The sequence below is a fragment of the Streptomyces sp. CGMCC 4.7035 genome, from assembly GCF_031583065.1.
In the GTDB taxonomy this organism is placed as follows: Bacteria; Actinomycetota; Actinomycetes; order Streptomycetales; family Streptomycetaceae; genus Streptomyces; species Streptomyces yaanensis.
The window spans coordinates 6114933-6139218 of record NZ_CP134053.1; the positions used below are offsets into that span (position 1 = coordinate 6114933).

22 protein-coding genes and 1 riboswitch are annotated in these 24286 nt (G+C 69.7%); of the genes, 5 read left to right on the forward strand and 17 right to left on the reverse strand.

What is annotated here, in order from left to right:
• Positions 1-195: 195 nt before the first annotated feature.
• Positions 196-1338, reverse strand: a complete 1143-nt coding sequence (locus tag Q2K21_RS26825) for a glycosyltransferase family 4 protein (RefSeq protein ID WP_310775871.1) — start codon at positions 1336-1338, stop codon at positions 196-198.
• 142 nt (positions 1339-1480) lie between these two features.
• On the opposite strand from Q2K21_RS26825, the gene Q2K21_RS26830 reads away from it, so the two are divergent.
• Positions 1481-2713, forward strand: coding sequence for a glycosyltransferase family 87 protein (locus Q2K21_RS26830; protein WP_310775873.1), 1233 nt, complete (start codon positions 1481-1483; stop codon positions 2711-2713).
• Here Q2K21_RS26830 and Q2K21_RS26835 read toward each other — a convergent pair.
• Positions 2674-3984, reverse strand: coding sequence for an MATE family efflux transporter (locus Q2K21_RS26835; protein WP_310775875.1), 1311 nt, complete (start codon positions 3982-3984; stop codon positions 2674-2676). The two genes, Q2K21_RS26830 and Q2K21_RS26835, sit on opposite strands and share 40 nt — an antisense overlap.
• Before the next feature lie 103 nt (positions 3985-4087).
• Here Q2K21_RS26835 and Q2K21_RS26840 point away from each other — a divergent pair, with 103 nt between their 5' ends.
• Entirely contained in the window at positions 4088-4612 is a 525-nt protein-coding gene (locus Q2K21_RS26840) for a PadR family transcriptional regulator (RefSeq protein WP_310775877.1), read from the forward strand.
• A 13-nt stretch (positions 4613-4625) separates the two neighbouring features.
• On the opposite strand, the gene Q2K21_RS26845 is transcribed toward Q2K21_RS26840, so the two are convergent.
• From Q2K21_RS26845 to Q2K21_RS26865, 5 genes are all read right to left on the reverse strand, one after another.
• Positions 4626-5822, reverse strand: coding sequence for a hypothetical protein (locus Q2K21_RS26845; RefSeq protein WP_310775879.1), 1197 nt, complete (start codon positions 5820-5822; stop codon positions 4626-4628).
• A gap of 308 nt (positions 5823-6130) precedes the next feature.
• A complete protein-coding gene (locus Q2K21_RS26850) occupies positions 6131-7153 on the reverse strand; it encodes a C40 family peptidase (protein ID WP_310775881.1) in 1023 nt (340 codons plus the stop codon).
• A 213-nt stretch (positions 7154-7366) separates the two neighbouring features.
• A complete protein-coding gene (locus Q2K21_RS26855) occupies positions 7367-8404 on the reverse strand; it encodes an NlpC/P60 family protein (protein ID WP_310775883.1) in 1038 nt (345 codons plus the stop codon).
• A 329-nt stretch (positions 8405-8733) separates the two neighbouring features.
• Positions 8734-10083, reverse strand: a complete 1350-nt coding sequence (locus Q2K21_RS26860; RefSeq protein ID WP_310775885.1) for an NYN domain-containing protein — start codon at positions 10081-10083, stop codon at positions 8734-8736.
• A 34-nt stretch (positions 10084-10117) separates the two neighbouring features.
• Positions 10118-10357: a hypothetical protein gene (locus Q2K21_RS26865; protein ID WP_310775887.1), complete on the reverse strand. Its 240-nt coding sequence runs from the start codon at positions 10355-10357 to the stop codon at positions 10118-10120.
• Between the two features lie 156 nt (positions 10358-10513).
• Between Q2K21_RS26865 and Q2K21_RS26870 the strand changes: the two genes are divergently transcribed.
• Positions 10514-11245: a rhomboid family intramembrane serine protease gene (locus Q2K21_RS26870; protein WP_310775889.1), complete on the forward strand. Its 732-nt coding sequence runs from the start codon at positions 10514-10516 to the stop codon at positions 11243-11245.
• Positions 11242-11523, forward strand: coding sequence for an Lrp/AsnC family transcriptional regulator (locus Q2K21_RS26875; RefSeq protein WP_055491895.1), 282 nt, complete (start codon positions 11242-11244; stop codon positions 11521-11523). The genes Q2K21_RS26870 and Q2K21_RS26875 overlap by 4 nt, the downstream gene beginning before the upstream one ends.
• 123 nt (positions 11524-11646) lie before the next feature.
• Here the strand turns inward: Q2K21_RS26875 and Q2K21_RS26880 are convergent, their stop codons facing one another.
• From Q2K21_RS26880 to ctaE, 6 genes are all read right to left on the reverse strand, one after another.
• The gene (locus tag Q2K21_RS26880; RefSeq protein WP_310775891.1) at positions 11647-13008 is read right to left on the reverse strand and encodes an aminotransferase class V-fold PLP-dependent enzyme; all 1362 of its coding nucleotides are present in this window, start codon (positions 13006-13008) and stop codon (positions 11647-11649) included.
• Between the two features lie 190 nt (positions 13009-13198).
• A riboswitch (SAM riboswitch) is annotated at positions 13199-13315 on the reverse strand.
• Positions 13316-13416: 101 nt separating this feature from the next.
• Positions 13417-14481 (reverse strand): anthranilate phosphoribosyltransferase, encoded by a 1065-nt coding sequence (gene trpD, locus Q2K21_RS26885; protein WP_310775893.1) that lies wholly within the window; start codon positions 14479-14481, stop codon positions 13417-13419.
• A 139-nt stretch (positions 14482-14620) separates the two neighbouring features.
• Positions 14621-16258: a cytochrome bc1 complex cytochrome b subunit gene (gene qcrB, locus Q2K21_RS26890; protein ID WP_310775895.1), complete on the reverse strand. Its 1638-nt coding sequence runs from the start codon at positions 16256-16258 to the stop codon at positions 14621-14623.
• A complete protein-coding gene (gene qcrA / locus Q2K21_RS26895) occupies positions 16255-17313 on the reverse strand; it encodes a cytochrome bc1 complex Rieske iron-sulfur subunit (RefSeq protein ID WP_310775897.1) in 1059 nt (352 codons plus the stop codon). The genes qcrB and qcrA overlap by 4 nt, the downstream gene beginning before the upstream one ends.
• Positions 17310-18122, reverse strand: a complete 813-nt coding sequence (gene qcrC, locus Q2K21_RS26900) for a cytochrome bc1 complex diheme cytochrome c subunit (protein ID WP_310775899.1) — start codon at positions 18120-18122, stop codon at positions 17310-17312. The genes qcrA and qcrC overlap by 4 nt, the downstream gene beginning before the upstream one ends.
• Before the next feature lie 113 nt (positions 18123-18235).
• Positions 18236-18856 carry an aa3-type cytochrome oxidase subunit III gene (gene ctaE / locus Q2K21_RS26905; RefSeq protein WP_310775901.1) on the reverse strand — a complete coding sequence of 207 codons (621 nt, stop codon included), beginning with the start codon at positions 18854-18856 and terminating at the stop codon, positions 18236-18238.
• 180 nt (positions 18857-19036) lie between these two features.
• On the opposite strand from ctaE, the gene Q2K21_RS26910 reads away from it, so the two are divergent.
• Positions 19037-19438, forward strand: a complete 402-nt coding sequence (locus Q2K21_RS26910) for a response regulator (protein WP_310775903.1) — start codon at positions 19037-19039, stop codon at positions 19436-19438.
• 119 nt (positions 19439-19557) lie between these two features.
• On the opposite strand, the gene Q2K21_RS26915 is transcribed toward Q2K21_RS26910, so the two are convergent.
• The 4 genes from Q2K21_RS26915 to ctaC form a co-directional block, all read right to left on the reverse strand.
• Positions 19558-20823 (reverse strand): L,D-transpeptidase, encoded by a 1266-nt coding sequence (locus tag Q2K21_RS26915; protein WP_310775904.1) that lies wholly within the window; start codon positions 20821-20823, stop codon positions 19558-19560.
• Positions 20824-20953: 130 nt separating this feature from the next.
• A complete protein-coding gene (locus Q2K21_RS26920) occupies positions 20954-21352 on the reverse strand; it encodes a cytochrome c oxidase subunit 4 (RefSeq protein ID WP_310775906.1) in 399 nt (132 codons plus the stop codon).
• Entirely contained in the window at positions 21349-23085 is a 1737-nt protein-coding gene (ctaD, locus tag Q2K21_RS26925; protein ID WP_310775908.1) for an aa3-type cytochrome oxidase subunit I, read from the reverse strand. The genes Q2K21_RS26920 and ctaD overlap by 4 nt, the downstream gene beginning before the upstream one ends.
• Positions 23082-24041 (reverse strand): aa3-type cytochrome oxidase subunit II, encoded by a 960-nt coding sequence (gene ctaC / locus Q2K21_RS26930; protein ID WP_310775910.1) that lies wholly within the window; start codon positions 24039-24041, stop codon positions 23082-23084. Before ctaC ends, ctaD begins: the two co-directional genes overlap by 4 nt.
• Positions 24042-24286: the final 245 nt, after the last annotated feature.

Genomic DNA, 24286 nt, shown 5'->3' on the forward strand with positions numbered 1-24286 from the left:
CCGCGGAGCCATGGCAGAATCGCCTTGTCCGACAGCGGAGTTGTTGGACCTACCGCCGGACGGGCGGGACGTGAAGCCTGTGGAGATCTTGTCAGACCACCCTCACGGGCGGCAGGGGTCGATGAAGCAGGAACCCGAGGGAGTACCGCGGAGCGGTACAGACCGGAATCACCTGCGTTTACGCAGCTGAGGACGTCAAAGCAGGTCCCGTAGCCGCTCCGCCAGCGAGTCCCAGCGCCACTTCTCCTCGACCCACTGGCGGCCTCGCTCGCCCATGCGGCGGCGTAGTTCGGGGTCGCCGAGGAGGGTGATGACACGGTCCGCCGTCTCCTCGGCGGAGCCGCCCCGCACCACCCAGCCCGTCTCGCCGTCGAGTACCGCGTCCGGCGCACCGCCCGAGTCGCCCGCGACCACCGGGAGGCCCGTCGCCGACGCCTCCAGGTACACGATGCCGAGGCCCTCGACGTCCAGGCCGCCCCGGCGGGTGCGGCACGGCATCGCGAAGACGTCGCCGGCGCCGTAGTGGGCGGGCAGTTCCGACCAGGGCACGGCGCCCGTGAAGTGGACCGCGTCGGCGACCCCGGTCTCCTGCGCGAGCCTGCGCAGGTCCTTCTCGTACGGTCCGCCCCCGACGATCAGCAGGACGGCCTCCGGCTCCTTGCCCAGGATGCGCGGCATGGCACGGATCAGCGTGTCCTGGCCCTTGCGCGGGACCAGGCGGGAGACGCAGACCACCACCGGGCGGTCCGTGAACCCCAGGCGGGCGCGGACCTCGTCGCCGCCCGAGCCGGGGTGGAACGTCCGCTCGTCGACCCCGGGCGGCAGCTGCACCATCCGCCCGGCCGCCTGCGGGGTCAGCGCGGCGGCGATACGTGAGCGGGTGTACTCGCCGAGGTAGGTGATCGTGTCCGTGGACTCGCCGATCCGGCGCAACAGGGTGCGGGCGGCGGGCAGTTGGGCCCAGCCCGCCTCATGGCCGTGCGTGGTCGCCACCAGCCGCCGCGCCCCGGCCCGCCGCAGGGCCGGCGCCATCAGGCCGAGCGGCGCCGCCGCCCCGAACCACACCGACGTACAGCCGTGCTCCCGCAGCAGCCCCACGGCCCGCCGGGTCGCGCCCGGCGTCGGCAGCAGCATCGTCGTCCGGTCCCGTACGACGGTGAAGGGCTGCTCGGCGTCGAAGGCGGCCGTCGCCTCGGCGCCCTCCCGGCCACGCTTCCAGGTGGAGGCGTAGACGACGACCCGCTCGGGGTCCAGGCGCAGCGCCATGTTGTGCAGGAACGCCTGGATACCACCCGGGCGGGGCGGAAAGTCGTTGGTCACGATGAGGGTCTTGTGCATCGTCGTCGACAGTACCGAATTCGGCCTGCGCCCGTACTCACAGCTCCGTACGGCCGCGCTTCATCGCCCTCGCACAGTCCGGCGGGGGATTATGGCCCCGCACGGCGGTACAAGCACGACAGGTGCTGGAACAGGGGCTCAGGTGGACATTGCGGGCACACGGCGGCTGCCGGTCTGGCTGATCGCCACGTGGGGCCTGACCAGGCTGGCCCTGCTGCTCTTCGTCTTCAAGGTGTGGGTCTTCCCCGGCCCGGACGTCACCAGCGACGTGTCCGTCATCTACCACGGCTGGTACGAGACCCTGCGCACCGGGACGTTCCCGCACGACGACGTCACCTGGCAGTATCCGCCCGCTGCCGCCCTCGCGATCCTCTCCCCCGCGCTGCTGCCCTTCCTGGACTACGCGCAGGCCTTCTACGTCCTCGCCTTCCTCGCCGACTGCGCGGTCTTCTGTCTGCTCCGGTACGCGGGCCTGCGCCCCGGCAGGACGCTGCGCGGCGCGTGGGTGTGGACGGTCGGCGTCGCGCTGCTCGGCCCGACCGTGTACGCCCGATACGACCTGATGGTGACGGCGGTGACGGTCGCCGCGCTGCTGGCCGGGGCGCGCCATCCGCGGGTGATGGGGGCGCTCGTGGGCTTCGGTGCGCTGCTGAAGGTGTGGCCGGCGTTGCTGCTGACGGCCGCCGTCAAGCGGAAGGCCTGGTTCTCCGCGGCGGTGACGGCAGGCGCGCTCGCCCTGCTCTTCGGCCTGACGATGCCCGACGCCTTCTCCTTCCTGACCTCGCAGCGCGACCGTGGCACCGAGGTCGAGTCGCTGGGCTCGCTGGTCTTCCATGTGGCCCGGCACTTCGGCTGGGACGGCCATGTGTGGCTCAACTACGGCTCGGTGGAGTTCCTGGGACCCTATGTCGATTGGGTCAGCTCGGCGGCCCTGTTCCTGACCGTGATCGCCTTCGGCTGGCTGCTGTTGTGGCGGCTGAGCGTCCGCCGCATGCCGCCGCACGCGCTCGTGGACGCGGCCTTCGTGGCGGTGCTGATGTTCACGGTCACCAGCCGGGTGATCAGCCCGCAGTACATGGTGTGGCTGGTGGGGCTCGCGGCCGTCTGCCTGTGCTTCCGCGGCAGCCGTATGGTGCTGCCCGGCTTCCTGGTGCTGGCCGCCTGCCTCGCCACCGTCCTGGAGTTCCCGGTCTTTTTCGCGAACGTCGTCGCCAGCGACGGGCTGGGCGTCACCCTCCTGTTCGTGCGCAACGGCCTGCTGGTGCTCGCGGCGCTGACCGCCGCCCGGGAGCTGTGGCGCACCACGGTGTCGCGTCAGGTCCCGGCCGTGCCGTCTCAGGCCACCCGTACCCAGGAGACCCTCGCGCCCTCCTGACGGCGCCCGAGAGCGAGCAGCGCGCCGCACTGCAGTGCCAGGGAGAGCGCGAACGCCAGACAGATCCCCGGCAGCCCGAGCCCCGACAGGGCGTGAGCGAGCGGCAGTTGCACCGCCGTGCCCAGCAGCGTCACGCGCAGCAGCACGGGGGCGCCCCCGCCGCCCTCGAACACCCCGCCGAGCGCGATGAAGCAGGCCATCAGGAGCAGATACGGGCCGACGCAGCGCAGGAAGAGCACCCCGTCGTGCGCGACCGCCCCTCCGGCGCCGAAGGCGCGCATGATCCAGGGAGCCAGGGCGCCGAGCAGCACCGCCGCTGCCAGCCCCACCGTCCCGGACACCAGCACGGCCTGCCGCCCGATGGCCCGCCGCTCGTCCTTGCCGGCACCACGGGTGTGTGCGGTGTGGATGGAGGCGGCCTGCCGCACGGCGTAGAAGGCCATGGTCGCGATGTACATCACCTTGTACGCGATCGCGTACGCGGCCACGGCCGTCACCCCCAGTCGGGCCACGATCGCGACCAGGACCAGCGCCCCGGTCTGCCGCACGGTGAAGTCGGCGGACATCGGCAGGCCGGTGCGCAGGGTGCGGCGCAGGGCGGCTCCCGTGGGCTGCGAGGGCCGCACCGAAGAGGCCTTGCGCAGCAGGGCGTTGCGGCGCAGGGCGCGCAGCCCCGCCGCGAGGGCGACGCAGCGGCAGAGCACCGTCGAGGCGGCGGCGCCCCGGACGCCGTACGCGTGGATGAGCAGCGGGTCGCAGACAAGGATCAGCCCATTGGCCAGGAGTGCGAGACGCATCGGGGTGCGGGTGTCGCCGGTGCCCTTGAGGATGCCGTCGACGAGTTGCTGGACGAAGAAGACCGCGATGCCGGGCAGCGAGATCGCGAAGTAGCCGATGGCGAGGGGCAGCGCGGGGCCGCCGCCGCCCAGGACCAGCCGGGCCAGGGGTTCCCGCAGCAGGAAACCGCCGGTCACGAAGACCGGGGTGATCACCGCGCACAGCGCCCAGCCGCCGCGTACGGCGCTCCGGACGGCGCCCGGGTCCCCGGCGCCCCGGGCGTGGGCGACGAGGACGGTCGTGCCGGAGGCGAAGACCAGGGCCACGCCGAGCAGCACGTTCTCCGTGTTGGTCGCGACGGCGACCGCCGCCACGGCCGGGCCGCCGAGCCGCGAGACCCAGACGGTGTTGATGATCCCGGCTGCCACGGAGGCGAGCAGTGAGAAGTAGACGGGATGGGCGAGCGCTATGAGCTGTTTGCGGTGGGCGTTCACGGAAGGGCTCCCTCGACTCCCTCGATCCGAGCTACCTCGTTTAGAGGTAGCTCGATAAGAGGTACCATGACGAGTACGACGTATGTCAAGAAGGAGCCGACCGGTGCTGGAGCTGACGATCCTGGGCTTCCTCGCAGAGGAACCGCTGCACGGCTACGAGCTGAAGGAGCGGATCAAGGCCCTGAGCGGCCATGTCCGCCCGGTCAGCGACGGCGCCCTCTACCCGGCGATCAGCCGTCTGGTGGCGGCGGGCAAGCTCGACCAGCACACCGAACCCGGGGCGAGCGCGGCCCCGCGCCGCATCCTGTCGCTCACCGAGGAGGGCCGCGCGGAACTCCTGGAGCGGCTGCGGCACCCCAAGCAGGCGGAGATCACCGACCAGGTGCGTTTCAACACCGTCCTCGCGTTCCTGCGTCACCTGCCGGACCGGACGGAGCAGGCCGCGGTCCTGCGCCGGCGCCTCGACTTCCTTCAGACGCCGACGAGCTTCTTCTACCGGGACGGCGAGCCCGTACGGGCCGAGGAGGCCGACGACCTGTTCCGGCAGGGCATGCTGCGGGTCGCCCGGGCGACGGGCGAGGCGGAGAGGGCCTGGCTGAGGGAGGCGATCGCGCGACTGGAGGGCTGAAGCACCCTGGCTCTCAGCCCAGTTGCGCCTTCAGATACGCCTGCCACTGCCGCGTGAACTTCTCCGGCGTCGTGCCGAGCACCTTCCGCAGCGCGCCCTCGACGGCGCCCGCGCGCTTCTGGTGGTCGCCCACCACGCGGTAGAACTCGTTCAACCGGGCCTCGCCCCAGCGGTCGGCGATCATCCGGCAAGCCATCCAGCCGCTCTCGTACGCCTGCGCCAGCTTCCCGGCGTCCCCGGCGAAGGCGAAGTCGCCGTCCTTCGGCAGCGCGGCCGGGACGTCTCCCAGTGCGACGGCGCGGCCGAGTTCGGGGGCCACCTGCGCGGGCGTACGGCCGCTGCCGCGGTAGCCGACCCAGTCGGCATACCCCTCGGACAGCCACAGGGGCGTGGCCGCCGTGGTGTGGGCGCGGGTGGCGACATGCGTGGTCTCGTGCGTGAGGACGACCTGCTTGCCCAGGTCGCCGAGTACGCCGTACGCCTCCGGGTTGACGATGATCCGGTCCGCGGGCGCCTTCACCGCGCCGCCCACCTCGCCGGTGGTGACCGCGGCGATCCCCCGGTATCCGGACGCCGGCGCGCCGAGCAGTCCGGCCATCCCCTCCAGCGACCGCGGTACGAGCACCACCACGTGCCCCGGCCAGTCGGCACCCCACGCCCGGGTGACGGCGGGCACGGCCCGGTCCGCGAGGTCGGCGTAGTTCCGCAGGACGTCATGCGGCTGCCCGACCCCGAGCACCAGGCTGTGTGCCCCGCGGACGGCCTTGACGACGCCCTGCTCCCACAGTTGCTGGTTGGCCTTGTCGGCGGGCTCGTCGGAACTGACGTACCAGCGTCCGTCGCTACGGGTCAGCCGCAACGCGCGGGCGGCGGTGACCGGTGCCCGGTCGTAGCCCTTGACGCGGTAGCGCAGTTCCGCGTCGGCGGTGGCACGGTCGCCGGTGCGGTGCAGGGCCGTGAGGCGGTAGGACCAGGCGGCCAGCGGCACGGCGCGGAGGTTGTCGAACTCGGCGGCAGCGGTGGCGAGTTCGGGCCGTGCCTCGGTCGCCAGGAACGCGGGTCGGTCCTGGTCCACCACCGCCGTCGCCCGCCGGTCGAGCACCCGCTGCACGGCGACGGTCTGGGTGTCCGGCGCCACCGGACCGCCGCAGCCGACGAGCAGCAGCGCACAACCCGCCACGACCCCCCGCACCCGCCCACGACCAGCCACCTTCCGATCGTACGCGGCGACTCGACCACCTATCCCCACCACGATCCAGCCACCCGTCCCTGCCGCGGTCCGCCCACCGTCCGCGCCGCGGTCCAGCCACCCCTCCCTGCCGCGGTCCAGCTCCCTGCCCACGCTGCGGTCCAGCCACCCCGCCCTGCCGCAGTCCAGCCACCCGTCCGCGCCACGGTGCAGCCACCCGTCCGCGGCGCGGTCCAGCCACCCGTCGCTGCCGTGGTCCGGCCACCCGTCCGCGCGACGGTCCGGCAGCCTGTCCGCGCCGCGGTTCGGCCACCCCTCCACACCCGGGTTCAGGGCCTCGTCACCGACGAGATCGGCATCATGCCGATCGGGTCATAACGCACCGGGGCCCCGGGGTGGGGCGCGTGGATGACCTGGCCGTTGCCTACGTACATCGCCACATGGCTGGCGTCGGAGCGGTAGACGACCAGGTCGCCGGGCTGGGCCTCGGACAGCGGCACCCGGCGGCCGGCGTAGCGCTGCTCCTGTGAGGTGCGCGGCAGCCCGACACCCGCCTGCGCGTACGACCACTGCATGAGGCCCGAACAGTCGAAGCCGCCCGGCCCGTTGGCGCCCCACACATACGGGCGGCCGAGCGCGGAACGAGCCGCCGCGACGGCGGCCGCGGCGCGGGCGCCCGAAGGGGCGGCACCCGCGAGGTCGGGCACGTCGCCGCCGGAGCGGGACACCCGCTCGTAGGCGGCGCGCTCCGCCGTCGGCAGGGAGTTGAGCAGCCGCCGTGCCGTGGCGAGTTTCCGCTCGACGGCCTTCTTGTGCTGCGCGACGGCATCGCGGCTCTTCTCCAGCTCGGCAAGCTTCGCGGCGACCCCCGCCCGGTCCTGGGCCAGTTCCCGCAGGGCCGCCCGGAGCTCCTTGAGCTGTCCGGCCTGGTGGGTGCCGATCCGGTCGAGCGCGGTCGCCTTGGCGAGGTATTCGTCGGGGTTGTCGGAGAACAGCAGCGCGAGGGAGGGGTCGAGACCGCCGGAGCGGTACTGGGCCCCGGCGAGCGCACCGAGCGCGTCCCGCATGGCGTTGACGCGGCCCTGCTGCCGGGCGATCCGGTCCTGTGTGTGGCCGACCTGCCGGCGCAGTGAACCGGCGCGCTCGTCGGCCTTGTTGTACGCCTCGGTGGCCTGCTCGGCCTCCTCGTACAACCGGTCCACCGTGACCCGGGGGTCGACGCGCGGCGCGGCGTTCGCCGGTACGGCGCCGAGGGTCGCGGCGGCGGCCGCCGCGGCGGACAGGACGGCGGCTGCTGCGGCGCCACGCCCTCGGCCGAGGCCGGATGGTGCAGGACGACTATGGGACCCCACGACCGGTCGTACTCCCTTCCGCTGACACCCCCGCCACACGGCGAGGGAAACGCGGCAGACAGTAGCCGGGTGATCACTCCGCGACCAAAGTGCCCGACGGGCGCACAACGCGACGCCCCGCCGCTGACGCAGGTCATCGGCGGGGCGCGGGGTCAGCGCACGTCGCTGGAATTCGCCCGTTCGGGCGGGGTGGCCGGGGGCCTCGGAAGGGCGTCAGCCGACGCGGACGCCGAACTCGAACGTCATGTTGCTCATCGCCTCGTAGCGCACGTTGGTGCCGGTGCGCGGAGCGTGCAGCACCATGCCCTTGCCCGCGTAGAGGCCGACATGGTGCAGGTCGCCATAGAAGAGGACCAGGTCGCCGACCTGGAGGTCGCTCTGGTTGTAGATCCGGGTACCGGCGTTGGCCTGCGCCTGCGAGGTACGCGGAATGGTGACGCCGGCCTGGGCGTAGGCCCAGGAGGTCAGGCCCGAGCAGTCGAAGGACGAGGGGCCGGTGGCGCCCCAGCTGTAGGGCGAACCGATCTTGGTCTGGGCGGCGGAGAACGCCTCGCCGGCCCGGCCGGAACCAACGCCGACGGAGCCGCTGAAGTCGGTGCGCCCGCTGGCACGGCTGGCGCGCTCCTGCTCCGCCTGAAGGGCCGCCTTCTCCGCGGCGGTGAGGCTGTTGAGCAGCTTCTGCGCCTCGGCGAGCTTCGCCTGGACTTCCTTCTTGTTCTTGGCCAGCTGGGTGCGGGTGCTCGCGAGGTCCTTGAGCTTGTCGGTGGCTTCCTGGCGCTCCTGGGCCAGTTCGCGCTGCTTCTCCTGGATCTTCTTCAGCGCGTCGACCTGCTGGCCGCTCAACTGGTCGAGCGTGGACGCCTTGTCGAGGTAGTCGTCCGGGTTCGAGGAGAGGAAGAGCTGGAGGGAGGGATCGATGCTGCCCGTGCGGTACTGGGCACTGGCCATCGTGCCTATGCCGTCACGCAGGTTGTTGAGCTCTTCCTGACCGCGGGCGACCCTGTCCTGCAGGACGGAGATCTCCTTCTCCAGCTTGTCCTGCTTCTCCTTGGCCCCGTTGTACTGCTCGCTCGCCTGCTCCTGCTCTTCGTAGAGCTTGTCGACCTTGGACTTGACCTCGTCCTTGCTCGGCTTCTCGCTGGGGGCGGCATTCGCGGCCTGAGCACTGATGGCGACGGCAGCGGCGGCAGCGGTGGTGAGCACGGTCACGCGTGCGCGGCTCGGCTTCTTGGGTCGACGGTGGGACGCCACGGAGGCGAGCTCCTTCTTCCTCGAGCCGCCTACCGACACGCCGGTGGGCGGTGCCCCTCCACCGCCACTCACCCCTTGTGAGTGATCACCCGTGCGGAGGTTCGAGGCTCGACCTTAGTGACCTTGCTGTGATCAGTTCAAATCCTGAGCGGGTTTTTCTCGGTCACGCACCGCATTCTTTGCCTGGAACTCACGTGCGGTGATACCCGATTGACGCTACGTTGCGTGACGATCCCCTCAATTCGGGCATGACAGGCGGATGTTGCGCTTGGTACGTAGGTTGCCCATGGGATGTTCGACGCAAAGGGCAAGCGCCGCACGGAAGTCCGTTATGCCCGGGAAAGGCGCTTGAGCAGGACCACCGACGCGACCGGGCGCGCACCCGCCCTGGCGACCCCGTCGGCCACCTCGCGGTCGGTGGAGACGACGATGACCGGTCGGCCCGGCGGCTCCGCGCGCACCAGCTGGCGGATCAACTCGTCCGCGGTGACGCCCGGCTTGGAGAACAGCACCCGCACGCCACGCGGCGGCGCGAGCAGGACGGGGGCGGCCAGTTCGGCACCGTCGAAGACGCAGGTGACCTCGGCGCCGGTCTGCGCGGCGAGCTGCGAGAGCTGTCCGAGGAGCCTGAGCCGCTGCTGCTCCAGCGGCATCTGGGGATAGCCGGTCTTGGTGACGTTGTAGCCGTCGACGACCAGATGCGCCTGCGGCAGCGCCAGCAACTGGTCGAGTATCGCGGGATCGTTTTCGGACAGCGCGCGGGCGGCGATGTCCTTCGGGGTCATTCGTCCCGGTTCGACCGCGTCCACGGTCTCCGCCGGCCGTACGGAGACCGGCGGCAGCGCCAGCTCCCGCCGCAGCCCCTGGGCCGCGTCCAGGACGGTGTCGAGCAGCAGCCGTACGCGCATGTCCTCGACGCTGCGCCCCTCGCGCGCCGCCCTGCGGGTGGCCTCCAGCGCGGCCTCCGCCTCGCCGAGACGCGCCTTGAGCCGCCGGGTCTCGCTCTCGGCCGCGGACACCTGCGCGTGCCCCTCGGCACGCACGGCCTCCATCTCGCCCTGTACCTTGCGCAGGGCGGCCTCGCCGCGCTTGACGTCACTGAGGGCGGCACGCAGCTTGCGGTGAAGCGATTCGGCTTCCTTGCGCGCCGACTCCAGCTCCGTACGCAGCCGTTCGGTCTCGGCGCGGGTGTGGTCGCGGGCGGCCGTCAGCTCCTCGCGCAGCCGCTCCAGTTCGGCGCGGTTCTCCTCGTCGACGCGTTCGGCGTCCGCGCGCTGGGCCTCCTCGCCGGCCGCGGTCACCAGCTTCACCCAGCCCGCGGGGCGCAGCACATAGGCCGCGGCCGCCACGTCGAGCGGGTCCGCGGCCGGGGGCGGCGAGCCGGAGTCGAGGGCGCCGGCGAGCTCCGGCTGGGCCTCTCTGAACTTCTCGGCGATGCGCTGCCGGAACAGCGGGTCCGTCTCCAGGGCCGCCGCCATGGCGTTGCCGGCGAACTTGGCCCGACGGTTCGGGGTGAAACGGGCGTACTGCCGCAATTGCGCGGGCAGTTCGGCGAGGGTCAGCCCGCCGAAGCCGTCGGACACGATCTGCACGGCCCGGCGGCGCACGCCGTCGGGCAGCGGACGGTCGAGCACCTCAGCGGTGCCGTCGACCGGCTCCCCGCCTGTGGTCTCCACCATCCGTCACCCCAATGCCTGTGCGGGTCCGCCTCCCTCAGGAGTCGGCGCCCGGCCTGTCCACGAGTTCCACCTGGTCCACCGCGTTGCACCAGCGGCAACGCACCGACTCGATGGTCTCACTGACCACCTCGCGCTCCTCGACCGTCGGCTCTCCGGCCAGATCGAGATGCACGTACTCCACAACCTTCGACGAGCGGGTCACGTCGAAACGTGTGAGGTTGCCGCAGAGCGTGCAGCGCCAGCGGGTCTTCTCGGTCGGCAGGGGAACCGTCATCGTGGCCGCTCTTCCTTCTTCCAGTCTCCGTGATGCGCCAGTTTCCCTGGAGCGTGTGGCTCGTAACCCTACGGCCTGGCGGGTGCTCGCCGCCCGCCCGTCTCACGCGGCGAGGCACTCTGTGCGGATCGGTCCGGTTACGACATGCTCTGTCCCATGATCAGCACCTGGAGCAGATCGGCCGGCGGAGCACTGCGGGGGCAGTCGGCGCCGATGACGTACGGGCTGATCGCCCTGTGCTGTCTGATCTTCGCGATCGGACCCGCCTCGGGACTGAATCCGACGTACGGCACCGGGGACGCGCTGCTCGCCGCGCAGCGGGCCTATTTCGCCCGCTGGGGGGTGGTGCCCGTGGAACTGTTCAGCGGGGCGCCACGGGCCGCGATCACCCCCGCGACGGCGCTGTTCGTGCACGGCAGCTGGGTGCATCTGCTCGGCAACATGCTCTTCCTCTACGTCTTCGGAGCGATGGCCGAGGAGCGGATGGGCCACCTGGAGTTCGCGCTGTTCTACCTGGGCTGCGGCTTTCTGGCACTGCTGGGGTACGCGGCGGCCAACGCCGGGTCGACCCAGACCCTGGTCGGGGCGTCCGGGGCGATCTCCGCGGTCCTCGGCGCGTTCCTGTTCCTGTTCCCCAAGGCGCGGGTGACCAGTCTCTTCCCGTTCCTGCTCTTCCTGCCGCTGCGGTTTCCGGCCTGGGTGGTGCTGCCCTTCTGGGCCTCCCTGCAATGGCTGGCGGCGCGGCGCGCCCCACAGGGCCCGGGAGTCGCCTACCTGGCCCACCTGGTGGGCTTCTCCCTGGGCTTCGCCTACGCCTGGGTGCGTTACGGCCGGACGAGTAGGGTGAAACCCCCAGCCCAGGCCCCCGAGGGAGAACAGCAGCCGTGATCACCGCGATCGTGCTCATCAAGACCAGCGTGGACCGGATCCCCGAGATCGCCGAGTCGATCGCCGCGCTGGACTCCGTCAGCGAGGTCTTCTCCGTCACCGGCACGTACGACCTCATCGCCATGGTCCGGGTGAAGGCCCACGACGACCTGGCGGACGTCATCCCCGGCCGGATCAGCAAGATCCCGGGCGTCCTGGCCACGGATACGCATGTCGCCTTCCGTACCTACTCCCAGCACGACCTGGAGGCGGCGTTCGCGATCGGGCTCGACAACTGAGTCCGGCCCTCAAGGGTGGCTCTCCCCCGTCCGCCGCGGGGCGGACGGGAGGGAGCGGGGTCGGCTGTACCTCAACGCATCGGCGCACCGCGCACCGCGCACCGCGCACCGCGCACCGGCCGATCAGACCGCCGGGACGCAACGGCCGTCCTCCGTGCGGTACTTCCACTTCGCACCGTCCCGGACGAGCTCCTTGACCGCGCGGACGAAACGCTCCACGTGCTCGTCGGGGGTGCCCGCGCCGAAGCTGACGCGGATCGCGTTCAGGGACTTCTCGCCGGGTGCGGCCTCCGGGGCGCCGCACTCGCCCTGGGTCTCCGGGTCGCTGCCCAGCAGGGTGCGCACCAGCGGGTGGGCGCAGAACAGGCCGTCGCGCACGCCGATGCCGTACTCGGCGGAGAGCGCGGCGGCGAAGTGGGAGCTGTTCCAGCCCTCGACGACGAACGAGATGACGCCGACGCGCGGGGAGTCGTCACCGAAGAGGGAGAGAACCTTGACCTCAGGAACCTCGGCGAGCCCCTCCCGCACCGCGCGGATCAGGTACTGCTCCCGGGCCACGAGGGTGTCGAAGCCGGCCTCGGTGAGCGCCTTGCAGGCGGAGGCGATCGAGTAGGCGCCGATGACGTTCGGTGAGCCGGCCTCGTGGCGGGCGGCGGTCTCGTGCCACTCGACGTCCACTCCCCCGTCCGTGCGCCGGGTGACCTTGCGGCTGGCGCCGCCGCCCGCGAGGTAGGGCTCGGCCTCGCGCAGCCAGTCGGCGCGGCCGGCCAGGACGCCGGACCCGAAGGGGGCGTACAGCTTGTGACCGGAGAAGGCGACCCAGTCGACGTCGAGGTCCTTGACCGACACCGGGTGGTGCGGGGCGAGCTGGGCGGCGTCCAGGACGATACGGGCGCCGTGCGCGTGGGCGGCCGCCGCGAGCTCCCGTACGGGCCACAGCTCGCCGGTGACGTTGGAGGCGCCGGTTACGCAGACCAGGGCCGGGCCGCAGGGGTCGCGGTCCGCGAGGGCGCGCTCCAGGCTCTCGACGGCCTGCCGCGGGGTGCGCGGAGCGTTCAGGTACGTGACCCGGGCGTCCCGCCACGGCAGCAGGGAGGCGTGGTGCTCGGTCTCGAAGACGAAGACCTGGCAGTCGGCCGGAAGGGCGGCGGCGAGGAGGTTGAGCGAGTCGGTGGTGGACCGGGTGAAAACCACCTGATCTCCGTCGCGGCAGTCGAGGAACTCGGCGACGGTCCTGCGGGCGTTCTCGAAGAGGTCCGTGGACAGCTGCGACAGGTAGCCGGCGCCACGGTGGACGCTGCCGTAGTACGGCGCGTACGCCGCCACGTCGTCCCAGACGCGCTGCAGCGCCGGAGCGCTGGCCGCGTAGTCGAGCGCGGCGTAGGTGACCTCGCCGCCCGTGACGAGCGGGACGGTGACATCCCGGCCCAGAACGGGCAGCGGGGCACAAACGGACTGGTCGGCGGCAAGGGTGGAGACGGACATGGGTGCACTCCCGTGAGGCAGGTGGAGATCACCACGCGAGCACGCGTACGGCGGGTACGGCTCAGCGCGGGAAAGGGGTGAAAGGGGATGCGGAGGCGGGGCTCAGCGGCCCTATCGCATTCGCTTGCTCACGGAAGGCTCCCTCGAACGACCAGGACCCCTGGCTGTATCCACTCAATAGAGTGCGAGGGGTCCGCGCTTGCCGCAGACCTCGCTGCCTACGGCCTGGTCCTCACCCGGGGCACCCCGCCACGGACGGAGGGTTGCCGGACAGCCGGCCGGGGCCGAATGGCTGTCGCTCATGACCTGAGCAGGACAGTACGGGGGTGATCGCCCGCCTGCAACTTGTGTCCGGATGCCGGGACACAAGGCGGTGCCGGCACCCTGAGGACGCCGGCACCCCAAAACCTACTTGTTGCTAGCGGCCACCCAGCGGTCCAGCGTCCGCTTCGCCGCCCCCGAGTCGATCGACTCCGCGGCCTTCTCCATGCCTGCCCGGAGCTGCCCGGCCAGCGGACCGTCCCCCGGCTCCAGCGCCACCAGCGCGGCCGCCGAGTTCAGCAGCACCGCATCCCGCACGGGGCCCGTCTCGCCGTCCAGCAGCCGACGGGCGACCTCCGCGTTGTACGACGCGTCGGCGCCCCGCAGCGCCTCCACGGGCACCAGCTCGATGCCGACGTCCCGCGGGTCGAAGGTCTCCTCGGTGACCTTGCCGTCCCGGACGACCCACACCCGGGAGGTGGACGTGGTGGTCAGCTCGTCCAGGCCGTCGTCGCCCCGGAAGACCAGGGACGAGTTGCCGCGCTCGGCGAAGACACCCGCCACGATCGGCGCCATGCGGGGGTCCGCGACGCCGACCGCCTGGGCCTTCACCTTCGCCGGGTTCGTCAGCGGACCGAGGACGTTGAAGGTCGTACGGATGCCCAACTGGCCGCGCGCGGCAGCCACATGACGCAGCGCGGGGTGGAACTTCACCGCGAAGCAGAAGGTGATGCCGGCCTCGTCGGCCACTTCCGCGACCCTCTTCGGGGTCAGCTCCAGATTGACGCCGAGCTTCTCCAGGACGTCCGACGCACCCGACGCCGACGACGCGGCCCGGTTGCCGTGCTTGACGACCTTCGCACCCGCACCGGCGACGACGAGCGACGACATCGTGGAGATGTTCACCGTCTTCGCGCCGTCGCCGCCCGTGCCGACGATGTCGACGGTCCGGCCGGGCACCTCGATCACGTTCGCGTGCTCGTACATGGTCCGGACGAGCCCGGTGATCTCCTCCACCGTCTCGCCCTTGGCCCGCAGCGCCACCACGAACCCGGCGATCTGCGCGTCGGTCGCCTCGCCGCGCAGGATCCGGTCCATCGCCCAGGCGGTCGCCTCGGCGCTCTGGTCGCGGCCGTCCAGCAGGGCGTTCAGTACCTGGGGCCAGGAACGGCCCGCCGCGGTGTCGCCTCCAGCGGGGTTCACAGCGCTCATAAGCCGCTCCTGGGTCGGTGTCCCGGATCACGGGACGCGAGTCTCGAACAGGTCCACCCTATCCAGACCGGGGCACGGCGAAGGGCCCCGTCCGAACACCGGACGGGGCCCTTCGACCGTGGCGTGGCGAGTGCGACGATCAGTGGTGGCCGTGGCCGCTCGTGATCTCCTTGTATTCCTCGACCGTGGGCTTGGGGATCTGGTTGTTCTCCCCGTAGTACGCGTTGCTCAGCTTGGCGCGCAGCTTCTGGGTGCCCTTGATCTTCCGCTCGACGCCGTTCTCGTCGACCGTCGGACCGATCTCGGCCGGCTTGTACTGCTCGTGCGCCGTGAGCGTGTGCAGCTGCTCCTGGCTGAGCGGCTCGTGGACCTCGATGAACTCACCGTGCGGCAGCCGCTTGATGATGCCCGACTCGCGGCCGTGCAGCACCTTGTCCTTGTCGCGACGCTGGAGGCCGAGGCAGATCCGCTTGGTGGCGATGAACACGAGCACCGGCACCACGAAGAAGGCGATGCGGACGAACCAGGTGATCGCGTTGATCGACAGGTGGAAGTGCGTGGCCCAGATGTCGTTGCCACCACCGACGAGCAGTACGAAGTACCAGGCGATCCACGCGGCACCGAAGGCCGTACGCGTCGGCGCGTTGCGCGGGCGGTCCAGGATGTGGTGCTCGCGCTTGTCGCCGGTGACCCAGGACTCGATGAACGGGTAGACCGCGATCGCGACCAGGACCAGCGGGAAGATCACCAGCGGGACGAACACGCCAAGGACGAGCGTGTGACCCCAGAGGTTGACCTCCCAGCCCGGCATCGTACGGATCAGACCCTCGGAGAAGCCCATGTACCAGTCGGGCTGGGCACCCGTGGACACCTGGTCCGGACGGTAGGGGCCGATGGCCCAGATCGGGTTGATCTGGGCGATCGCCGCGATGGCCGCGATGACGCCGAAGACCAGGAAGAAGAAGCCGCCGGCCTTGGCCATGTACACCGGCAGCAGCGGCATGCCGACGACGTTGTTGTTCGTCTTTCCGGGGCCCGCGAACTGCGTGTGCTTGTGGTAGAAGACCAGGATCAGGTGGCCCACCACCAGGCCGAGCATGATGCCCGGCAGCAGCAGGATGTGGATCGAGTAGAAGCGGGCCACGAAGTCGCCGCCCGGGAACTCGCCGCCGAAGAGGAAGAACGACAGGTACGTGCCGACGATCGGCACGGACAGGATCGCGCCCTCCATGAAGCGGACACCGGTGCCGGAGAGCAGGTCGTCCGGGAGCGAGTAACCGGTGAAGCCGGTGAACATGCCCAGGACGAACAGCAGGAAGCCGAACAGCCAGTTGATCTCACGCGGCTTGCGGAACGCGCCCGTGAAGAACACGCGCATCATGTGCACGAACATGCCGGCGAGGAAGATCAGCGCCGCCCAGTGGTGGATCTGCCGGATCAGCAGACCACCGCGGACGTCGAAGCTGATGTGCAGCGTCGAGCTGAACGCCTCGCTCATCAGCTGGCCCTGCAGCGGGACGTAGCTGCCGTGGTACTCCACCTCGTTCATCGACGGGTGGAAGAACAGCGTCAGATACACACCCGTGAGGATGATGATGATGAAGCTGTAGAGGCAGACCTCGCCCAACATGAACGACCAGTGGTCGGGGAAGATCTTGCGCATGTTGGCCTTGGCCAGGGAGTAGATCCCCAGGCGGCCGTCGGCCCAGTCCGCGACGCGCTCGCCGGCCGGAGCCTTTCCGCGCGAAGCAGAGTCGTTGGTCGCTGTAGTGCTCATCCGCGCTCCCAGAAGGCAGGACCGACGGGCTCTTCGAAGTCGCCGAGCGCCTCGAGGTAACCGTCCGCGTTGACGCCGATGCGCAGCTGCGGCAGGGCGTGACCGGCCGGGCCGAAGATGACCCGGGCACCGTCGGAGAGGTCGAAGGTGGACTGGTGGCACGGGCAGAGGACGTGGTGCGTCTGCTGCTCGTACAGAGAGATCGGGCAACCGACGTGGGTGCAGATCTTCGAGTACGCGACGACGCCCTCGTGGGACCACTCGAGCTCGCGCTTGTCCTTGATGTTCTCCGGCTGCAGCCGGACGAGCATCAGGGCCGCCTTGGCGATCTCCTTCTGGAAGTCCTCGTCGTGTTCCTCCAGGCCCTCGGGCTTGGCGAAGGTGAGCGAGCCGACCGCGATGTCCGAGGGACGCATCGGCTCGTTCGTGTTCATGTTGACGAGAAGCTTGCCCTTGGACCACATCGTGTGGCGCAGCTTGGTACCCGGCAGCGGGCCCAGGTCGCGCAGCAGCATGACGCCGGAGAGCGGGAACAGGGCCAGCGCGCCGAACATCGTGTTGCGGATCAGCTTGCGGCGGCCGAGCGCGGACTCCTTGGCACCCTGCTTGAAGTCGGCCATGACCTTGGCCTTGACCTCGGGGGCCGCCTCGATCGGGTGACGCTCGTCGGCGACCTCCATGTCGGACATCAGGGTGCGGGCCCAGTGGACCGCGCCCGCGCCGATCGCGAACAGTGCCACGCCCAGCGTCAGGCCCAGCGCGAAGTTCAGTCCGCTCAGGTGCCCGATCGGGAAGACGTAGATCGACTTGTCCGCCGGGATCGTGACGTACGAGGCGATGAAGGCGACGGTGGCCAGCATCGACACGGTGAACAGCATGGCCACCGTGCGCTCGGAGCGCCTGGCTGCCCGCTCGTCGATGTCCTGGATGCGGTGCTCGTGGGGCGGGAGGCCCGGGTCGGCGAACGGGTTCCGCTCGTCCGCGACCGTCACGCCACGCTGGGCGGCGTCCTGCTCAGCGGGCAGGTTCTCTTCTGGAATGTCTTGGCTACTCATGACTTCTTGGCCTTTGCGGTCCGAGCGGCGACCCAGACGGCGACCGCGATCAGCGCACCGAGTCCGAAGATCCAGCCGAACAGGCCCTCGGAAACCGGACCGAGACCACCCAGGTCAAGACCGCCGGGGTTCTCCGTCTCGTCACCGTTGACCGCGTTGAGGTACGCGATGATGTCCTTCTTGTTCTGCTGCGACAGCGTCGTGTCCGGGAAGGACGGCATGTTCTGCGGGCCGGTCTGCATGGCCTCGTAGATGTGCTTCGGGTCGACACCTTCGAGGCTCGGGGCGTACTTGCCGTGCGTCAGGGCGCCACCCTCGCCGGTGAAGTTGTGGCACTGCGCGCAGTTGGTACGGAAGAGCTCGCCGCCCTTGGCGATGTCGGCACCCTCGGGGCTGTAGTCGTTCTTCGTCGGCGTGGCCGGGCCGGCACCGAGCGAGGCGATGTACGCCGCGATCTGGTCGATCTGCGCCTGCGTGTAGATGTTCTTCTTCCGCGGCACCTGGGCGCCCTGCGAGGTGGCGGCCGGCATACGGCCGGTGCCCACCTGGAAGTCGACGGCCGCGGCGCCCACACCCACCAGGCTCGGACCGTCGGAGGTGCCCTGACCGCCGGTGCCGTGGCAGCTGGCGCAGCCCACCGAGTAGAGCTTCTTGCCCTCGTCGATGGCGAGGGACTGGGCGGTTTCATCGGCCTGCGCCTTGCTCGCGGGCGCGAACGCGGCGTACAGCCCCCCGGTGGCCGCCAGCGCGAGGAGTAGGACGACGACAGCCGCCAGCGGATGGCGTCGTCGTGCGGAGAGCTTTTTCACGGATTACCCCGGTGTCAGGATCTTCTGCGTCGATGCTTCTGGAGATAAATCGGATCGTCGCGTGCGATCGGTTCACCCCGATCGGGTGACTGTTCGCCGCGACCGACGGCCGATTACTTGATCATGTAGATCGTGGCGAAGAGGCCGATCCAGACGACATCGACGAAGTGCCAGTAGTAGGACACGACGATGGCGGCGGTCGCCTGCTCGTGGGTGAACCTCTTTGCCGCGTAGGTGCGGCCGAGGACCAGCAGGAAGGCGATGAGACCACCCGTCACGTGCAGGCCGTGGAAGCCGGTGGTCAGGTAGAACACCGAGCCGTACGGGTCCGAGGAGAGCGAGAGGCCGTCCTTCTTGACCAGCTCGGTGTACTCGAAGATCTGCCCGCCGACGAAGATCGCCCCCATGATGAAGGTGACGATGAACCAGCCCCGGAGCTTCTTCACGTCCCCGCGCTCGGCGGCGAAGACGCCGAGCTGGCAGGTCAGGGAGGAGAGCACCAGGATCGTGGTGTTCGTCGCGGAGAACGGGAAGTTGAGATGGCTCGCCATCTCCTTCCAGTGATCCGGCCCGGTCACCGATCGCAGGGTGAAGTACATACCGAAGAGGGCCGCGAAGAACATCAGCTCGGAACTCAGCCAGATGATGGTTCCGACGCTGGTGAGGTTCGGCCGGTTGACCGACGGGTGCGCGTGCCCGGTTTCTACTGTCGTTGCTGTCGCCACGACCGACATTATGTCGGTCCCTTATCCCGCCCTCACTCCGGGGGGTGCCGTTCGGAGTGTCCGTACCGTGTGTACTGCCCGGATGGCCCATCGAAGCCATGTCCGAACCGCTGTTGACCCCGTGTTCAAGGGAGTAGCATCCGCACCGACGATCCGTTCCGTACGACGCCGACGTCCCGGAGGGAAAGCATGCAGCCGACCGCCACGGTGCTGGTCTACAGCGACGACTCCAACACCCGCGAACAGGTGCGGCTCGCGGCCGGGCGCAGGCCCGCTCCGGACGTTCCCCCGGTGCGGTTCGTGGAGTGCGCGACACCGGGCGCCGTCGTCAAGGAACTGGACCAGGGCGGCATCGACGTGTGCGTCCTGGACGGCGAGGCCGTGCCGATGGGCGGCATGGGCGTCTGCCGGCAGATCAAGGACGAGATCTTCGACTGCCCGCCGGTACTGGTGCTGATCGCGCGGCCGCAGGATGCGTGGCTGGCTACGTGGAGTCGGGCCGATGCCGCGGTGGCGCTGCCGGTTGAGCCGGTTGAGTTCGCCTCGGCGTTGGCGTCTCTGTTGCGGCGTAAGGCCCTTTTGGGCGCCTGAGCGCTCCGCTGGAAGTCCGGTGTTCCGCCTGCGGGTGCGTCGTGGCTGGTCGCGCCCACGCGGCGGAGCCGCATGATGTCACAGCCCCGCGCCCCTGTCGGGGCGCGCAGCGCCCCTTCTCACGCCGATTCCGGGCGCAGTCTCGCCCTGTCCGCCGCGCTCGGGCCGTCAGGGGTGTCTGCGGTCAGGGCGCTGCCCTTCTGCCATTTCGTCCAGTCGAGGTTCCAGTCGCCGTAGCCGTTGCCGAAGGGGCTCATCTCCTCGCCCTTGGAGTTGACCACCTGGACTACGTCGCCCAGCCGCACGGTGTCGAAGAACCACTCGGCGTTGGCGTTGCTCATCCCGGTGCAGCCGTGGCTGACGTTGGCGTACCCCTGGGAGCCGACGGACCAGGGCGCGGCATGCACGTACTCGCCGCTCCAGGTCACCCGGGTCGCCCAGTGGACCTGCAGGTCGTAGGAGTCCGCGGAACTCGCGGAGATGCCGATGGTGGTTCCGCGCATCCGTACGGAGGACTGCTTGTCCAGCACGACCTTGACCCCGTTGCGGGTCTCGAAGCCGGGCTTGCCGGTGGTGATGGGGATCTGCTTGATCTGTTCGTCGTTCTTGTAGACCTTCATGACGTGCGCGGCGGCGTCCGTGACGGCGATGACCCGGTCGCCCGTGGTGAGCGTCAGGGGCTTCGTGTCGCCGCCCCAGAGGCGGTCGCCGATCCTTACGCCCTCGAGGTTGCTGTACGCCGTGACGGTGGCGTGAGCGGGCCAGTAGTCCTTCGGGCGGTAGTGCAGCGTCTTGTCGTCCACCCAGTACCAGGAGCCCTCGGTGGCGGGCACCGAGTCCACCTTGAGGGCGCTCTCGACGATCGCCCGGGACGCCTTGTCCTGGACGGGGACGCTGAGTTCGGCGGTGACGGGCTGGCCGACGCCGTAGGTGCCGCTGTCGGGCCCGAAGGTGACGCCGAGGAGCTTCCTGGTCTTCGGGGTGTCGGTGTCGAATTCGATGACCTTGCTGCCGGTCGTGCCGTCCTCGTGCTCCGTGCTCACCCGCACCGTGTAGTGGGTGCCCGCGGCAAGCGGTGACGTGCTGTGCCAGCGGCTGCCGTCGGCGGAGAGCTCACCGGCCACGTAGCGCCCTCGGGCGTCGGTGACCGTGACGTCCGTGATGCGTCCGTCCGAGCCGGAGGGGGTGATTTCCAGGGGCTTGTCGGGGTCGGCCTTCTTCTTGTCGCTGCCGACCTGGGTGTTGAGGGCGATCCGGCCCGCCGCGTCGTACGACTTCGTCGAGAGCGGCTCGCCGTCGGATCCGCAGGCGACGAGGCCCGCGGCGAGGGATATCACCAGCACGGTGCAGTTGACGGTCGTGCGGTGTCGCGGTGAGTGCTTCATGGGCTCACGCTATGAACCCTCGTCAACCGTGGCGCGCCGGACGCCCCGTATGGGGGACAAAGAAGAGGGCAAAAGGGGGAGCCCGGACCCTCCTTGCGGAGTGTCCGGGCTCCCGTGCGCTCGGCGCGTGTTACTGGGTGCGGTTCTCGCCGCGGTAGTACTCGAAGACCCAGCCCCAGAGGCCCACCAGGATGAGCGGGGCGGAGAAGTACATCAGCCACCAGCCGATCGCGATGCTCAGGAAGGCGAGCGCGCCGCCGACGCCGAGGGCGAGCGGCTGCCAGCTGTGCGGGCTGAAGAAGCCGACCTCACCGGCGTCGTCCGCGACGTCGGCCTCCTTGTTGTCCTGGGCGCCCACGTCGACCCGCCGGGCCGTGAAGGCCAGGTAGTAGCCGATCATGACGCTCAGGCCGAAGCCCAGGAAGAGCGCGGTGGTGCCGGCCGGCTCCTTCGACCACACGCCATAGACGATCGCCATGACGAGGATGAAGACGGCCAGCCAGAGGAACATCTTGCCCTGGATCTTCACTTGCCGGCCTCCTTGCCACCAGCGACGGACTTGCTGCCGGCACCGGCGTGCTCAAGCTGCTCCAGCGCGGCGATCTCCGGGTGGTGCAGGTCGAAGGCCGGGGATTCGGAGCGGATGCGCGGCAGGGTGAGGAAGTTGTGCCGCGGCGGCGGGCAGGACGTGGCCCACTCCAGCGAACGGCCGTAGCCCCACGGGTCGTCGACGCCGACCGGCTTGCCGTACTTGGCCGTCTTCCACACGTTGTAGAGGAACGGCAGGATCGACAGGCCGAGCAGGAACGAGGAGATCGTCGAGACCGTGTTCAGGGCGGTGAAGCCGTCGGCCGCGAGGTAGTCCGCGTAACGACGCGGCATGCCCTCGGCACCCAGCCAGTGCTGCACCAGGAAGGTGCCGTGGAAGCCGATGAACAGCGTCCAGAAGGTGATCTTGCCGAGGCGCTCGTCGAGCATCTTGCCGGTGAACTTCGGCCACCAGAAGTGGAAGCCGGCGAACATCGCGAACACGACGGTGCCGAAGACGACGTAGTGGAAGTGCGCCACCACGAAGTACGAGTCCGAGATGTGGAAGTCCATCGGCGGCGAGGCCAGGATGACACCGGTCAGACCACCGAACGTGAAGGTGATCAGGAAGCCGGTCGCCCAGAGCATCGGTGTCTCGAAGGACAGCGAGCCCTTCCACATCGTTCCGATCCAGTTGAAGAACTTCACGCCGGTGGGTACGGCGATGAGGAACGTCATGAAGGAGAAGAACGGAAGCAGCACGCCACCGGTGACGTACATGTGGTGCGCCCACACCGTCACGGACAGACCGGCGATGGCGATGGTGGCGCCGATGAGGCCCATGTAGCCGAACATCGGCTTACGGCTGAAGACCGGGATGATCTCGGAAATGATGCCGAAGAACGGTAGCGCGATGATGTACACCTCTGGATGGCCGAAGAACCAGAAGAGGTGTTGCCACAGCAACGCGCCGCCATTGGCCGCGTCAAACACATGCGCACCGAACTTGCGGTCCGCCTCCAGGGCGAACAGCGCGGCGGCGAGGACCGGGAAGGCCAGCAGGACGAGCACACCGGTCAGCAGCACGTTCCACACGAAGATCGGCATGCGGAACATGGTCATGCCGGGCGCGCGCATGCAGATGATCGTGGTGATGAAGTTGACCGAGCCGAGGATCGTGCCGAAGCCGGAGAAGGCCAGACCCATGATCCACATGTCGGCGCCGATGCCCGGCGAGCGGACCGCGTCCGACAGCGGGCTGTAGGCGAACCAGCCGAAGTCGGCCGCGCCCTGCGGGGTGAGGAAGCCGCCGACCGCGATGGTCGAGCCGAACAGGTAGAGCCAGTAGGCGAACATGTTCAGCCGCGGGAACGCCACGTCGGGCGCGCCGATCTGCAGCGGCATGATCCAGTTCGCGAAACCGGCGAACAGCGGCGTCGCGAACATCAGCAGCATGATCGTGCCGTGCATCGTGAAGGCCTGGTTGAACTGCTCGTTCGACATGATCTGCAGGCCCGGACGGGCCAGCTCGGCGCGCATGAGCAGAGCCATGACGCCGCCGATGAGGAAGAACGCGAACGACGTGACCAGATACAGCGTGCCGATCGTCTTGTGGTCGGTGGTGGTCAGCCACTTGACGACGACGTTGCCGGGCCGCTTGCGCCTGACCGGCAGCTCGTTCTCGTACGAGTCCTCAGCTGCGGCGGCACCCTGGGGTTCGTTGAGGATGCTCACAGGTTGTTCGTCTCCCGGTTCTTCTCGTGGCTCGTCTGCGCGATGCCGGCGGGAATGTAACCGGTCTGCCCCTTCTTGGCGAGGTCCTTGAGGTGCTTCTCGTAGAGGTCAGGGGAGACGACCTTCACGTTGAACAGCATCCGGGAGTGGTCGACGCCGCAGAGCTCGGCGCACTTGCCCAGGAAGGTGCCCTCCTGGTTGGGGGTCACCTGGAAGGCGTTCGTGTGGCCCGGGATGACGTCCTGCTTCATCAGGAACGGCACCACCCAGAAGGAGTGGATGACGTCGCGCGAGGTGAGGACGAAGCGGACCGTCTTGCCCTTGGGGAGCCAGAGGGTCGGACCGGGGTTACCGGTCTGCGGGTTCCGCGTACCGGGCGTGCCGACGTCGTAGACACCACCGGCGTTCGCCGGGAAGTCGTCCTTGAACCGGTTCGGAATCGCGTCCAGGTTCGCGTCGGTCTTCGCGTCACCGGTCACCCCGTCGACGGGGGTGACGTAGTTGAAGCCCCAGCTCCACTGGAAGCCGACGACGTTGATGGTGACGTCGGGCTTCTTGGAGAGGTCCAGGAGCTTCGACTCGTCGCGGGCCGTGAAGTAGAAGAGCACCGAGACGATGATGAGCGGGACCACCGTGTACAGCGCCTCGATGGGCATGTTGTACCGGGTCTGCGGAGGAACCTCGACCTTGGTGCGGCTGCGCCGGTGGAAGAACGCACTCCACAGGATCAGGCCCCACACCAGCACGCCGACGGCGAGCGCGGCAGCCCAGGACCCCTGCCACAGGGAGAGGATCCGCGGAGCCTCTTCCGTGGTCGGGGTGGGCATACCAAGGCGGGGGAAGTCCTTGTATGTGCAACCGGTGGCGGTCGCCAGGACCAGGCCCGCGGTCAGTGCCTGCAGCAGCTTCCGCCGCATCGGGCGCCGCGGCGAGCGGTCGGAGCCGTTGGGACTCACGTAGCGCCTTCCCGAGAGTCTCGCCCGCGCTGGTTGGCTGCGGCCTTCTCGCTGGTCGGTCGCCGCCCTGCGTCGGGCAGGGGTTTGATGTTTATGCGGACCAAACCCTACTGGACGCTATTTGGGGTCGCGCGGGGAGGGTACCCAACGCGCCGCGGGTCACCCCGGGTCGCCTAATAGCTCGGGAACGCGGCTTGCTTGGCGGGTGCGGGGGTCTCTGGTCGGTCGCGCGGTTCGTCGCGCCC

Bases quoted from the DNA above. Each gene is read 5' to 3' on its own strand.
- Q2K21_RS26825 (WP_310775871.1), bottom strand. From the start codon at position 1,338: ATGCACAAGACCCTCATCGTGACCAACGACTTTCCGCCCCGCCCGGGT.
- Q2K21_RS26860 (WP_310775885.1), bottom strand. From the start codon at position 10,083: ATGGTGGAGACCACAGGCGGGGAGCCGGTCGACGGCACCGCTGAGGTG.
- Q2K21_RS26865 (WP_310775887.1), bottom strand. From the start codon at position 10,357: ATGACGGTTCCCCTGCCGACCGAGAAGACCCGCTGGCGCTGCACGCTC.
- Q2K21_RS26870 (WP_310775889.1), top strand. From the start codon at position 10,514: ATGATCAGCACCTGGAGCAGATCGGCCGGCGGAGCACTGCGGGGGCAG.
- Q2K21_RS26880 (WP_310775891.1), bottom strand. From the start codon at position 13,008: ATGTCCGTCTCCACCCTTGCCGCCGACCAGTCCGTTTGTGCCCCGCTG.
- trpD (WP_310775893.1), bottom strand. From the start codon at position 14,481: ATGAGCGCTGTGAACCCCGCTGGAGGCGACACCGCGGCGGGCCGTTCC.
- qcrB (WP_310775895.1), bottom strand. From the start codon at position 16,258: ATGAGCACTACAGCGACCAACGACTCTGCTTCGCGCGGAAAGGCTCCG.
- qcrA (WP_310775897.1), bottom strand. From the start codon at position 17,313: ATGAGTAGCCAAGACATTCCAGAAGAGAACCTGCCCGCTGAGCAGGAC.
- ctaE (WP_310775901.1), bottom strand. From the start codon at position 18,856: ATGTCGGTCGTGGCGACAGCAACGACAGTAGAAACCGGGCACGCGCAC.
- Q2K21_RS26910 (WP_310775903.1), top strand. From the start codon at position 19,037: ATGCAGCCGACCGCCACGGTGCTGGTCTACAGCGACGACTCCAACACC.
- Q2K21_RS26915 (WP_310775904.1), bottom strand. From the start codon at position 20,823: ATGAAGCACTCACCGCGACACCGCACGACCGTCAACTGCACCGTGCTG.